The sequence below is a fragment of the Streptomyces sp. NPDC039480 genome (assembly GCF_055597165.1).
On the sequence record NZ_JBVITX010000002.1, the window covers coordinates 699,669 to 712,805 of the forward strand.

9 protein-coding genes are annotated in these 13,137 nt (G+C 71.8%); 6 read left to right on the forward strand and 3 right to left on the reverse strand.

The window, feature by feature from the left end; all coding sequences use genetic code 11:
* Window positions 1-209: 209 nt before the first annotated feature.
* From ACZ56E_RS09260 to moeZ, 5 genes are all read left to right on the forward strand, one after another.
* A complete protein-coding gene (locus ACZ56E_RS09260; RefSeq protein WP_471212629.1) occupies window positions 210-1,964 on the forward strand; it encodes a DUF3492 domain-containing protein in 1,755 nt (584 codons plus the stop codon).
* Window positions 1,961-3,241 (forward strand): hypothetical protein, encoded by a 1,281-nt coding sequence (locus tag ACZ56E_RS09265; RefSeq protein ID WP_471212631.1) that lies wholly within the window; start codon window positions 1,961-1,963, stop codon window positions 3,239-3,241. The genes ACZ56E_RS09260 and ACZ56E_RS09265 overlap by 4 nt, the downstream gene beginning before the upstream one ends.
* 175 nt (window positions 3,242-3,416) lie before the next feature.
* A complete protein-coding gene (locus ACZ56E_RS09270) occupies window positions 3,417-4,376 on the forward strand; it encodes an NAD-dependent epimerase/dehydratase family protein (protein ID WP_471212634.1) in 960 nt (319 codons plus the stop codon).
* Entirely contained in the window at window positions 4,364-5,113 is a 750-nt protein-coding gene (locus ACZ56E_RS09275) for a spherulation-specific family 4 protein (RefSeq protein WP_471212637.1), read from the forward strand. Before ACZ56E_RS09270 ends, ACZ56E_RS09275 begins: the two co-directional genes overlap by 13 nt.
* Window positions 5,114-5,176: 63 nt before the next feature.
* Complete coding sequence (moeZ, locus tag ACZ56E_RS09280) at window positions 5,177-6,355, forward strand: adenylyltransferase/sulfurtransferase MoeZ (protein WP_471212639.1); 1,179 nt, start codon at window positions 5,177-5,179, stop codon at window positions 6,353-6,355.
* Between the two features lie 45 nt (window positions 6,356-6,400).
* Here the strand turns inward: moeZ and ACZ56E_RS09285 are convergent, their stop codons facing one another.
* From ACZ56E_RS09285 to ACZ56E_RS09295, 3 genes are all read right to left on the reverse strand, one after another.
* Entirely contained in the window at window positions 6,401-7,978 is a 1,578-nt protein-coding gene (locus ACZ56E_RS09285) for an alpha/beta hydrolase (protein WP_471212641.1), read from the reverse strand.
* A 90-nt stretch (window positions 7,979-8,068) separates the two neighbouring features.
* Complete coding sequence (locus ACZ56E_RS09290; protein WP_471212644.1) at window positions 8,069-9,616, reverse strand: alpha/beta hydrolase; 1,548 nt, start codon at window positions 9,614-9,616, stop codon at window positions 8,069-8,071.
* Between the two features lie 104 nt (window positions 9,617-9,720).
* The gene (locus ACZ56E_RS09295; protein ID WP_471212646.1) at window positions 9,721-12,516 is read right to left on the reverse strand and encodes a lysylphosphatidylglycerol synthase domain-containing protein; all 2,796 of its coding nucleotides are present in this window, start codon (window positions 12,514-12,516) and stop codon (window positions 9,721-9,723) included.
* Between the two features lie 164 nt (window positions 12,517-12,680).
* Here ACZ56E_RS09295 and ACZ56E_RS09300 point away from each other — a divergent pair, with 164 nt between their 5' ends.
* Window positions 12,681-13,115 (forward strand): MGMT family protein, encoded by a 435-nt coding sequence (locus tag ACZ56E_RS09300; protein WP_471213139.1) that lies wholly within the window; start codon window positions 12,681-12,683, stop codon window positions 13,113-13,115.
* The last annotated feature ends 22 nt before the right edge of the window (window positions 13,116-13,137 follow it).

Sequence of the window (13,137 nt, forward strand, 5' to 3'; positions counted from 1 at the left end):
AGCTGGACCTCTGCGGAAGGGGGGGGTCTTTTCTCCCCCCCGCAGCGCAAAGAACCTCCCCGGGGAAGAAGAGTTCCTTTTTTCCCCCCTTTTTTGGTGCCCCCGCGCAACCCCTCCCCCCCCGCCACCTGCATGACCGCATACGTTCGTCCCGCTGCAAGCCGCCGGTCCAACGGCGGCTCACCGAACGGGAGATCGGGGGTGCGCTCGTGCGCGTCGGACTGCTTACGGAGGGTGGCTATCCGTATGTGAGCGGTGAGGCGAGGCTCTGGTGCGACCGGCTCGTACGGGGGCTCGGGCAGCACGAGTTCGACATCTATGCGCTCAGCCGCAGCGAGCGGCAGGAGGCGCAGGGCTGGGTCGAACTCCCGCCCCAGGTCGGCCGGGTGCGCACGGCACCGCTGTGGACCGCCGACGACGAGGCGCTCCGTGCGGCGGGGCCGCGCGGGGGGCGCGGGAGGCGCGCACGGCGCAGGTTCGCCGAGTGCTTCGGGGAGCTGGCGGGGGCGGTGTGCTGTGGACAAACGGGCGGCTCGGAAGACGGCCCCGGCGATGTGGCGGACCGTTTCGGCAACGCTCTGTACGGGCTCGCCGAACTCGCCCGCGACGAGGGCGGACTGGCCGGCGCACTGCGTTCCGAGTCCGCCGTCCGCACGCTGGAGAGCGCCTGCCGCGCGCCCGGCGCGCTGCGCGACGCCCACGCCGCGCGGGTGTCCGACCTGCTCACCGTCGCGGCCCTGATGGAGCGCGCGCTGCGGCCGCTCTCCCTCGACTGGTACGGGGCGGACGGCCTCGGCGCCGTCGACCTCTGCCACGCCACGTCCGGCGGCCCCGCGGCGCTGCCGGGACTGCTGGCCGGGCACTTCGCCGGTGTGCCATTACTCGTCACCGAGTACGGCGTGCAGCTCCGGGCGCGCTGCCTCGCCGCGGACGACATGGACCTCGGCGCGCCGGCCCGGGCGCTGCTCGCCTCCTTCCACGGCCTCCTCGCCGCCGAGGTGTACCGCAGGGCCGCGCTCGTCACCCCCGGCGACAGCCACGCCCGGCGCTGGCAGGAGCGCTGCGGTGCCGACCGCGCCAAGCTGCGCACCGTTCACCCCGGAGTGGCGGCCGACCGCTTCTCGGAGATCGGGGAGAGGGGTTACGAAGACTTCGCTGCCGGTCCCGACACCCTCCTGTGGGCCGGCCGTATCGAGCCCGCCAAGGACCTGATCTCGCTGCTCCACGCCTTCCGGCAGATCCGCGACGAGGTGCCCGGAACGCGCCTGCGGATCATCGGGACCCCTGCGGAAGGGCCCGACGCCCAGGCGTATCTCGAACACTGCCGGGCCCTCGCCGCGCAGCTCTTCCCCGACGAGGCGGCGGGCGCGCACCCCGTGGGCGACAACCCGGTTTCCTTCGAGGAGGCCGGCGGACCGGAGGCGGTCGGCCTCACGGACGCGTACGCCTCCGCGGGCGTCGTTGTCCTGTCGAGCGTCGTCGAGGGCTTCCCGACCAGCCTGGTAGAGGCCATGTTCTGCGGGCGCGCGACCGTCTCGACGGACGTCGGAGCGGTGCTGGAGGTCATCGGCGGCACGGGGCTCGTCGCACCGCCGCGCGACCCCCGGGCGCTCGCGGAGGCGTGCGTGACGCTGCTGCGCGACCCCGAGCGCTGTGCGCGCCTGGGCGCGGCGGCGCGGGCGCGCGCCCTCGAACTCTTCACCGTCGAGCAGAACGTCACAGCATTTCGAAGCATTTACCTGGAGATCGTCTCGCACTGCCCGGTGCGCAGGGACGCGGTGGACGAGGCGGGCGAGCCCGTGCCGTTCGCGCACCCGGCGGAGGCGTGCCTCCCAGGGCGGTGGGCGGCGGCGGTGGACCGGGCGGCCGGTGCGGAGCCGGGGGCCGAGGGCGGCGGGGTGCCGAGTTGGGCCGCCACGGAAGAGGCGGCAACACACGCGGAGTTGAGGGAGGCCGCCGTATGAGTCGCATACAGCCGCAAGAGGGTGTGGGGACCTTCGGCGACAGCGCAGCCGGTTCCGCGGGCGCCTTCGGTGGTGATGACGGCGACAGCGGCTGGGACGCGCGCGGCAAGCCCCCGCGCGGCGCCACCGCCGACCCCGTGAAGGCTCTCATGCAACGTCATCGCGAGCTGTGCGAGCGCGCCGTCGACCCGCTGGAGCTCGCCGCGGGACTGGAGGCGCACGGCATCACCGACCGGGCCGCCGCACGCTTCCGGCATCGGGACGTGTTCGCGCTGGCCGAGGAGATGTACGCGCGCGTGCCTGACGTGGACACCGAGGGTGCGGCCCCAGGGGGCGCGGGTACGGGCAGCGGCACGCGCCATGTACCCGAAGTGCCGCCCGGCTGGGCCCTCTACGCCCTTCTGCCCGGCGCCGCGTGCGCGGCAGCCGTGGTCGCACTCGTCGTCAGCGAGGGAAGCGCACGGTTCGTGACCGCGTCCCTCGGCGCACTCGCCGTAGCTGTGGCCCTGCGCATTGCCCTGCGGCACGGACCGTTGCGAGCCGCCGTCCGCCAACCGCGCGCCACGCACGCGTGGGTGTGCTGGCTCCTCGCGTACGCCCTGCTCGGCGACGGCCTGCTCGCGGGTGTCGTCGCGGACGGTCCGGGCGGGTCGGATGGGCCAGGCGGGCCGGACGGGCCCGGCGACCTCTGGGACCCGGCGGTCGCCGCGCTCCTCGGCCTCGCGCTGGCCGTCGCGCCCGCGATCTGGTGCGCCCGCCTCTTCGCGGTACGGGCCGCTGGGCGGCTCGCCGCCAGCCGCGGGCTCGACGAGTTCGCCGCCTCCGTACGACCGCTGCTGTGCGGCGTGTTCGCACTCTTCCTGGGGGCGCTCGTGGCACTGCTCACGCTGGCGTACGCGCTGCTCGGCGAGGCGGAGGCGGGCGCGAAATTGGGTGCCGGCCCGGACGGCGGAGCAGTGGCCCTCGTCGGGGTCGCCGCCCTCGGAGCGCTGCTGCTGCTCGCGCGGCTGCTCGGCGTGTACGGCTTCCGCCGCGCCCCCGCCCTGCTGCTCGGCGCCGCCGGTGCCTCCGAAGCGGCCGCCCTGGCCCTGGTGTTCGCGGGCCGGCTCCCCGGCTGCGACGCCCTGGCCGTGCCGGTCACGCGCGCCGTCGACGCCTGGGGACCCGGCGTCGTACCGGCCGCCGCCTGCGGTGTCGCCGCCCTCGTCCTCCTGGTCCACGCGGCCAGGACCCTGACCCTGGCCTCCGCGCACGCCGGCTCCCGTGATGCGCCGTGAGCCGCCGCCCACAGACCGGCACGACCGGCGAGACCACCAGAACCAGGACCACTCTCCCGCGGGGCCGACACCGCGGGCCCGATCCCGTGCACCACGGCAACCCTCCCGAAGGAGAAAGACAGATGACCACCCGCAGCCGTCTCCGCCGCCGAGCGGCCACCCCGGGAGGCGCCCGATGAGGGTGCTGCTGATCGGAGCCAACGGATACCTCGGCCGGTTCGTAGCCGACCGGCTGCTCGCCGACCCCGCGGTGCAGCTCACCGCACTCGGCCGCGGCGACGACTCGGACGTACGGTTCGACCTCGCCAGCGGAAGCCCCGGCGCGCTCACGCGCTTCCTGGACGCCGTGCACCCGGGCGTCGTCATCAACTGCGCCGGCGCGACCAGGGGCGGCGCCCGCGACCTGACCCGGCACAACACCGTCGCCGTCGCCACCATCTGCGAGGCCCTGCGGCGCAGCGGCTGCGGGGCGCGCCTCGTGCAGCTGGGCTGCGGCGCGGAGTACGGGCCGAGCCAGCCGGGATCGTCGACGGCCGAGGACGCGGTGCCGCGCCCCGGCGGGCCCTACGGCGTCAGCAAGCTGGCGGCGACCGAGCTGGTGCTCGGCTCCGGGCTCGACGCCGTCGTCCTGCGGGTCTTCTCGCCCGCCGGCCCCGGCACGCCCGCCGGGTCGCCGCTCGGCCGGCTCGCGGAGGCCATGCGGCGCGCGATGCAGGCGGGGGACGGCGAGCTGAAACTCGGTGGGCTCGGCGTGCAGCGCGACTTCGTCGACGTACGCGACGTGGCGCGCGCCGTGCACGCCGCCTCGCTCTCCGCCGCGCAGGGCGTCGTGAACATCGGCGCGGGCCGGGCCGTGCGCCTGCGGGACGCGGCCGCCGTGCTGGCCCGCGTCGCCGGGTACGGCGGGGCGCTGCACGAGCTCGACCAAGTGCCCATGCGGGCAACCATCGGCCACCCCCGCGGCGAATCGGAGCACGGGCTGCCTGCCGCCGCCGCGTACCCCTACCCGGACGGGTGCGGCAGCTGGCAGCAGGCCGACGTGCGCACCGCGCGCGACCGGCTCGGCTGGCGGCCCCGCATCAACCTCGAAGAGTCGCTCGCCGACATCTGGATGGAGGCCGCATGCCGCATCTGACCAGGACCAGCAGGGGCACCGCGAGCACCGAGGTACGCGTCGGCTTCGGCATCCCCGGCTTCGCCCACCCGCTCGTCGCCCCCCGCGAATGGTCCCGGCTCGCCCGCCCGGGCACCCCTTTGAAGTGGGTTGTCCTGAATGTGGCGAACGGTCCCGGTGAGCGGCCCGACCCGCACTGCCTGGAGGCGGCGGGCCGACTGCGGAACGCGGGCGTCCGGGTCCTCGGCCACCTCGACACGACGTATGGAGCCCGCTCCTTCGGAGAGCTGGTCTCCGACGCGCACCGCTACCTCGACTGGTACCAGGTCGACGGCTTCTCCCTGGACCGCTGCCCGACCGAACGGGCCGCGCTCCCGGAGGTGCGCAGGACGGTCACGACCCTGCGCGCGATGATCGACGACGCGCACATCGTGCTCGGCCACGGCACCCATCCGTACCCCGGATACGCCGAGACGGGCGACCAGTTGGTGACCTTCTCCGGCCCGTGGAGCGACTACCGCTGGTCGCAGGTGGCCGAGTGGACCGCCGACTATCCGCCCGAGCACTTCTGCCACTTCGTGCACGGCATGCCGCGCGGCCACCTCGACGAGGCGCTGCGCATCGCGCGCTGGCAGGGCGCCTCGACGATCTACTTCACGGACCGCGTGGACGCCGGCTGCCCGGGCGACCCCTGGGAGTCCATGCCCGGTTACTGGGACGAAATCGTCTCGCGTATCGGAACAGGTGTCTCGGAATGAAGAAGGGCGTGGCAGTGTTACTTGCAGAACAACCGTTCCGCATTACCGACCAACGGAGTCCCCGTGTCGCTGCCACCCCTGGTCGAGCCCGCATCCGAGCTCACCGTCGATGAGGTTCGCAGGTACTCCCGCCACCTGATCATCCCCGACGTCGGGATGGACGGGCAGAAGCGGCTGAAGAACGCCAAGGTGCTGTGTGTCGGCGCCGGCGGCCTCGGGTCGCCGGCGCTGATGTACCTGGCCGCGGCCGGTGTCGGCACGCTCGGCATCGTCGAGTTCGACGAGGTCGACGAGTCCAACCTGCAGCGCCAGATCATCCACAGCCAGGCGGACATCGGCCGCTCCAAGGCGGAGTCCGCGAAGGACTCGGTCCTCGGCATCAACCCGTACGTGAACGTGGTCCTGCACGAAGAGCGGCTCGAGGCCGACAACGTGATGGACATCTTCGGTCAGTACGACCTGATCGTCGACGGCACGGACAACTTCGCGACCCGCTACCTGGTCAACGACGCGTGCGTGCTCCTCAACAAGCCGTACGTGTGGGGTTCCATCTACCGCTTCGACGGCCAGGCGTCCGTCTTCTGGAGCGAGCACGGCCCGTGCTACCGCTGCCTCTACCCGGAGCCCCCGCCGCCCGGCATGGTCCCCTCCTGCGCCGAGGGCGGCGTGCTCGGCGTGCTGTGCGCGTCGATCGGCTCCATCCAGGTCAACGAAGCCATCAAGCTCCTCGCGGGCATCGGCGAGCCGCTCGTCGGCCGCCTGATGATCTACGACGCCCTGGAGATGCAGTACCGCCAGGTCAAGGTCCGCAAGGACCCCGACTGCGCGGTCTGCGGCGAGAACCCCACCGTCACCGAGCTCATCGACTACGAGGCCTTCTGCGGCGTCGTCTCCGAGGAGGCCCAGGAGGCGGCGGCCGGTTCGACGATCACTCCCAAGCAGCTCAAGGAGTGGATCGACGCGGACGAGAAGATCGAGATCATCGACGTCCGCGAGCAGAACGAGTACGAGATCGTCTCGATCCCCGGCGCCAAGCTGATCCCGAAGAACGAGTTCCTGATGGGCACCGCCCTCCAGGACCTGCCCCAGGACAAGAAGATCGTCCTGCATTGCAAGACGGGTGTCCGCAGTGCGGAAGTCCTCGCGGTGCTGAAGTCCGCGGGCTTCGCGGACGCGGTGCACGTGGGCGGCGGCGTGATCGGCTGGGTCCACCAGATCGAGCCCGAGAAGCCGGTCTACTGACCTGCTGAGAAGGCCCCGCTCACCCTCGGTGAGCGGGGCCTTCTCTCATGAGCAGACCTTGCCGTCCTTCGGTGCCTCGCCGTCCAGCAGATACGTGTCGATCGCGCCGTCCACGCAGGAACTGCCGTTCCCGTACGCCCCGTGGCCCTCGCCCTTCCAGGTGAGGTGGACGCCGACGCCCTTGCCGAGCTCGTCCGCCATCTTGCGGGCGCCTTCGTAGGGGGTCGCCGGGTCGCCGGTGTTGCCGACGACGAGGATCGGGGCGGCGCCGGGCGCGCTCACCTCGGGGGAGTCGTGCAGCCCGGCCACCGGCCACTGGTGGCACCAGCCCGCGGTGTCCCAGCCCAGGAACTCCCCGAAGACCGGCGATATCCCGCGGAACCGGTCCAGGCGCTTCTTGGCCTCCTCCGGAGTGGTCCGCGCCTTGGCGTCCAGGCAGGAGATCGCCCGCTGCGAGTGGCCCTGCGTGCTGTAGCGGCCGGAGGCGTCGCGTTCGTTGTACGCGTCGGCGAGCTGGAGCAGCGCCGAACCGTCGCCCTTCTCGGCGTCCTCCAGGCCGCGGGTGAGCGCGGGCCAGGTCTGCTTGCTGTAGAGCGTGACCAGAATGCCGGTGTGCGCGAGGGACTCGGTGAGCTTCCGGTCGCCCGAGGTCCGCATCGGCTCGGCGTCCAGGCGCTCGAACAGCTTCCCTATCTTCGCGGAGCCCGCCTTCGGGTCCTGGCCGCGGGACTTGAAGTAGTTGTCGAGGGCGCGCTGGAAGCCCCTCGCCTGGTTCTCCGCGTGGCCGATCGAGTCCGCGCTCGGGTCGACGACCGCGTCGAAGACGGCCCGGCCCACCTTCTTCGGGAACAAGTGTGCGTAGACCCCGCCGAGTTCGGTGCCGTACGAGACGCCGAAGTAGTGCAGCTTGTCGTCGCCGAGGACCTGGCGCATGACGTCCATGTCACGGGCCGCGTCCTCCGTGGAGATGTGCTCGATGAGCTTCTTCGAGCGCTGCGCGCAGCCCGCACCGAAGTCCGCCGCGTCCTTGAAGTAGGCCTTCTCCTCGGCCGCGGTGTCCGGGGTGAGGTCGACCTTCTTCTCGGCCGCCTGCGTCGCCTTGTCGTCACGGCAGCGCACGCCCTCGCTCGCCGCGACGCCGCGCGGGTCGAAGCTCACCAGGTCGTACCGCTTGCGCAGCTCGTCGTACGAGTCGGCGAAGGACGGGAGCCCGGAGACGCCCGAACCGCCGGGGCCGCCGAAGTTGAAGAGGAGGGAGCCGATGCGGTCGCCCTTGCCCGTGCTCCTGGCGCGGATCAGGGCGATGCCGATGGTCTCGCCGTCCGGTTTGCCGTAGTCCAGCGGGACCTTGAGCGTCGAGCACTGCCACTCGGCTCCCGGCGCGCTGCCTCCCTCGGGCGCCTCGCAGCGGTCCCAATCCAGCTTCTGGGTGGTCAGCGAGGCGGGCAGGGTCGAGGACGCATCCGGCTTCGGCCGCGGCTCGGGAGCGGTCGCCGAGGGGCCCTTTCCATCACTTCGGCCCCCGTCACCGTCGCCGTCGTCGGACGAGCCACAGCCGGCGGCCAGGCCCGCCACCAGCACTCCGGCGGCGGCCAGCGCCGCGGACCGTACAAAACGCTGCATAGAAGCGCTTCCCCCCTCGGAAGACAGTTCAGGCCATAGTAGGCGGGGCCTCTGACAACGCTCCGCCCGCCCGCCGACCGTCCCGACCGGTCAGGAGCAGACCGTCCCCGCCTTCGGGACCGTCCCCTTCAGCAGATAGCCGTCCACGGCGTCCCGCACGCACTTGTTCTTGCTGTCGTACGCCCCGTGTCCCTGGCCCTTGTACGTCAGCTCGACACCGACGCCCTTGCCGAGCGCCTGCGCCATCTTGCGGGCGCCCTCGTACGGCGTGGCCGGGTCGCCGGTGTTGCCGATGACGACGACGGGCGGCGCGCCGGCGGCGCTCACGTCGGGGTGGTCGGCCTGGCCCTCGACCGCCCAGTCGGTGCAGCCGACCATGCCCCAGGCCAGGTAGTCGCCGAACAGCGGAGAGGCCTTGCGGAACTCGGGGAGCCTCTTCTCGACGTACTCCGTGGAGTAACGCGCCTTGTCGTCCGCGCAGTTGATGGAGACGTTGGCGGACTGGATGTTGTTGTACTCGCCGTCCTCGTTGCGTCCGTTCATCGAGTCGGAGAGTGCCATCAGGATCTTGCCGTCACCCTCGTAGGCCTCTTCGAGGCCCTGGGTGAGGTATGGCCAGAAGTCTTTGGAGTACAGGGACTGCGCGATGCCGTTGGTCGCGGCGGTCTGCGTCAGTTCGCGGGGCGGCAGGCCGGTGATCGGCTTGCTGTCCAGGTCCTTCAGGAGCTTCGCGATCCGGTCCTTGACGTCCTTCTCGGTGTCGCCGACCGGGCAGTCCGCCTCCTGGGAGGTGCAGTCCTTCGCGAAGTTGTCGAGCGCCAGCTGGAACCCCTCGGCCTGGCCGAGCGAGCCCTGCTCGGCGGTCTGCGTGGGGTCGACGACCGCGTCGAAGACGGCCCGGCCCACCTTCTTCGGGAACAAGTGTGCGTAGACGCCGCCCAGTTCGGTGCCGTACGAGACGCCGAAGTAGTGCAGCTTGTCGTCGCCGAGCACCTGGCGCATCAGGTCCATGTCGCGGGCCGCGTCGGTGGTGCGGACGTGCGGGAGGGTGTTGCCCGCGTTCTTCTCGCAGCCGCTGTTGAAGGCCTTCACGTCGTCGATGAGCTTCTTCTTCTCGGCCTCGTCGTCCGGCGTGGAGTCCTGCTGGAAGTACCTGTCGAGCGCCTCGTCGTCCTCGCACTCGATGCCCGCGCTGCGGCCGACGCCGCGCGGGTCGAAGCTCACCAGGTCGTAGCGGGTGCGCAGCTTGGCGTACTCCTCACCGAAGGCCGGCAGCGTGGTGATGCCCGAGCCGCCCGGACCACCGAAGTTGAAGACGAGGGACCCGATGCGGTCCCCCTTGTCGCCGCTCGTCGCCGCCTTGATCAGCGCGATGTCGATCGTGTCGCCCTTGGGCTTCGCCCAGTCGAGGGGTGCCTTCATGGTGGCGCACTGCCACTCGGCGCCGCCCGGCAGCGGCGACGGGGCGTCACCGCCGCCTTCGGAGGCGGCGGGTGCGGGGCAGTCCTTCCAGCTCAGCTTCTGAGCCGACAGGTCCTCGTCCTTGGAGTCGCTGCCGCCGCACGCCGCGAGCGTGGCGGACAGAAGCAGGGTGGCGGCGGCCAGAGCGGTGGCGCGCGGCTGGGACTGTGTGGGCATGTGCTCATCCTGAAGGGGGACCCGGCAGGACGCTCGGGGCGCGAGCCGTGTGGGTGAGAAACCGGCCACAGGACTCGGAGCCCCCGACATGCCTCAGCGACGCCTCAGAGCAGTCCCTTCCTCGTCAGGTGGTTGAAGAACAGCCACCCCGGAAGCACCGGCAGCCACAGCGTCAGAAGCCGGTAGAGCAGCACCGCGGGCGCCGCCACGTCCTTGGGGACACCCACCGCGATCAGGCCGAGGGTCAGCGTCGCCTCGACCGCGCCCACACCGCCGGGCGTCGGCGCCGCCGATCCCAGGGCGTTGCCCGCGAGGAAGACGACCGCGACGCTCGCGAGGCTCAGCGACGTCATCTCTTCGTTGCCGAAGGCCCGCACCGAAGCGTCCAGACAGAGCACGAACATCAGGGTGAGCAGCAGCATCCCGCCGATGCCCGTGAGCAGCTTCTGCGGCCGCTGCAGCACGTCCAGCATGCGCGGCACGACACCGGCGAAAAGCGACCGCACGCGCGTGACGACGAATTTCCGCAGGAACGGGATGGCCGTCACCACGAGCACCAGCACCGCGACCGACAGGAGCCCGGCGATGACGGTGCGGGACGGCGTGAACGACGGCGTCTTCTCCGTCCCCGTCAGATAGCCGAAGATCAGCAGCAGCAGGATGTGCGAACCGAGCCCGAAGAGCTGCGAGGCGCCGACGCTCGCCACCGCGAGCCCCGAGCGCACTCCGGAGCGCTGCAGGAACCGGGTGTTCAGCGCGACACCGCCGACCGCCGCGGGCGCCACGATCTTCACGAACGAGCCGGCGACCTGCGCCGCCACCGCCCGCAGGAACGGCACCCGCTCCGGCACGAACCCGAGCAGACTCATCGCCGCCGCGAAGTAGCTCAGCGCGGAGAAGCCCACGGCCGCCGCCACCCAGCCCCACTCCGCCTCCTGGAAGAGGGTGCCGAATTCGACGTGCGTGAGCTGCGACAGCAGGAAGTACGCGCCGATGGCACCGGCGATGAAGCTGATCAGCGTGCGCGGCCTGATCCGCTCCAGCTGCGCGGGCTCCACCGGCGCTGTCGGGCGGATGAGCAGCACCTGGTGCCGGATCTGGGTGAGCAGATCCTCCTCGCGGGCCTGCTCCAGGGCATCGTCTATGGCCTGCTTCTCGGCCTGCCGCTCCTGCTTGGCCGCCTGCTTCTCCTGCTTCTGCGCCTGCTTGTCCGTCCGGCCGTCCGCGGCCACCTGCGCGCGCACGCTCTGCCGGGACTTGCGGGAGGCCTCCAGGACGGCGTCACGCTCGCGCTGGGACCGTTCCCGGGCCAGCCTGGCCAGCGTGGAGCGGGTGGAACGGGTGAGAGCGATGGGCTGGAGCAGCGGCAGGCAGTCGGCCACCGCGTCCGGGCCGAGGATCTCGACGGCGGCGGCGACCGCGCGCTCGGCGCCCACCCGCAGGCCGAGGGCGGTCAGGAGCTGGGCGATGTCGATGCGCAGGACCAGGTCGCCCGCGGCGATCTCGCCGCCGCGCAGGTCCGTGAGGATCACGGTGCCGGAACGATCCACCAGAATCGCGTCGCCCGCGAGTCTGCGGTGCGCGATACGGCGGGACTGCAGCGCCTGCACCTGCCGCCAGGTGTCGCACAGCAGTTCGTCGGTGATGGTCTCGTCCGGCAGGGAGTCCAGGGAACGGCCGCCCGTGTGCTCGTAGACGAGCATCACGGCGTCGGGGCCGAGCTCGGAGGTGGCGATCAGCTTGGGCGCGTTCGCACCGGCCGCGATGGCCGCGTACGCGAGCAGAGCCTCCTGTTCGAGGGCCTGGCGCAGCGACTGCAGGCTGCGTCGCTGGGTGATGCCCCGCAGGGTGAGTCTGCGCCAGACGCGGTAGAAGAAGCCCTGCGCCTGCTGCTCGCGGTCGATGACCGTGACGTCGAGGGGCGGGCCGTCCTCCAGGGTGACGAAATAGCGTCGGCCGCGGTCGCCGTGCTCGCTGTCCGGTGCCTCCTCGCGGGCGGCGCTCACGGGGCGGAAGCCGACGTGCCGCAGGCCGACGAGCAGGGTCTGTCCGGTCGGCCGTACGTTCGGCGAGCCGACCGCGTAGAGCGTTCCGTAGGCCACGGCCCAGCCGATGAGCACCGTCAGGATGATCGAGAACGGCGTCGTGTAGCCGGTCACGAGCATCGTGAACGCGTCGAGCAGCAGCACCACGAACAGCACCAGGCGCCAGCGCGGCCTGCGGGACATGCCCACGGCCGTCATGTACGCGATGACGGGCGCGAGATAGCCGTGCACCGGATCGGTGAACGCATGCAGGTCGGCAGGGGACGGCTTGGTCAGCGCGTCCTGGATGGAGCCGGGGGCGGCCTTCGCGACCCAGAGGTCGGTGGCCAGCGTCACACCGTGCGCGAGCACGGCGGCCAGCACGCCGTCCGCGATGCGCAGCCCGTCCCGTTTGATCAGCCGCTCGATCGCGAACGCCACGGGGACGAGCAGCACACCGATGCTGGCGACCAGGCCTGCGACCTTGATCAGCAGATCGGGCGCCTGCTCCGTGCCCTTGTCGATGTCCTGTTCGAGCCCGGACGTCGTGCCGTGTGCGAACGCCGCGATGGCCAGGAGCACCGCGATGGCGAGCACGCCGACGAGGAGCCGCATGAGGTCGGAGGGGCGGTGCACGCGCGCGGCGAGGAGCGGTTCGTCACCGGCGACGCGGTCGGTGTGCGCCCCGGATTCGGCGCAGTCGGACCCCTGGCCGGGGTCGTGTCCTGCGTCGTGTCCGACGCTCTGCTTCTCGTCGTTCTCGCTGGTCAGGGCGGGCTCACCGGGGTCCGGGTGTGACTCGGACGCAGAGGTGCCCGCCTTCTCATCGGGATGCACGCCCTGCTGCTCCGTCGTCTCTTCTTGATCTCGTATCACCAGTCACCGCCCGCACGATGGTGGCATGTCCTGCTCGTGGAGGGAGGCATCAGGGGGCAACGCGAGGCTGCGAAGTGGTCACGAAACGACACTTTGCGCCCTGCCGAGCAGGTCGCGGCACGCTCTGTGCCGGGCCCGTCACCGTGTCGGTGGGGTACGGCAGGATGGTCCGGATGAGCGAGTTGCCGGAGTACGCGGAACGGGTCCTCGAGGTCGCGGAACTGATCCCTCCGGGTCGGGTGATGACCTACGGAGACGTGGCCGAGTGGCTGGAGGAGGGCGGCCCGCGACAGGTCGGACGCGTGATGGCCCTCTACGGAGGAGGCGTTCCGTGGTGGCGCGTGGTGCGCTCGGACGGCGTGCTGCTGCCCGGGCACGAACTGCGGGCCCTGGAGCGTTATCACGAGGAGGGCACGCCGCTGCGGCAGGCGTCGCGCGCCGCCCAGGGGCACGTCCCGAAGCTCGACATGCGGCGGGCCCGGTGGGACGGCGGGCCGGAAGGTGCGGCCGACGGCGCGGCTGACGGCGCTGCGGGTGGTGGGGACGCTGTGGGTCGCACGGGCCCGCAAGGTCCGCCGGCTCCGGAGGCTCACACCTGACAGCTTCCGGCATCCGGTGGCC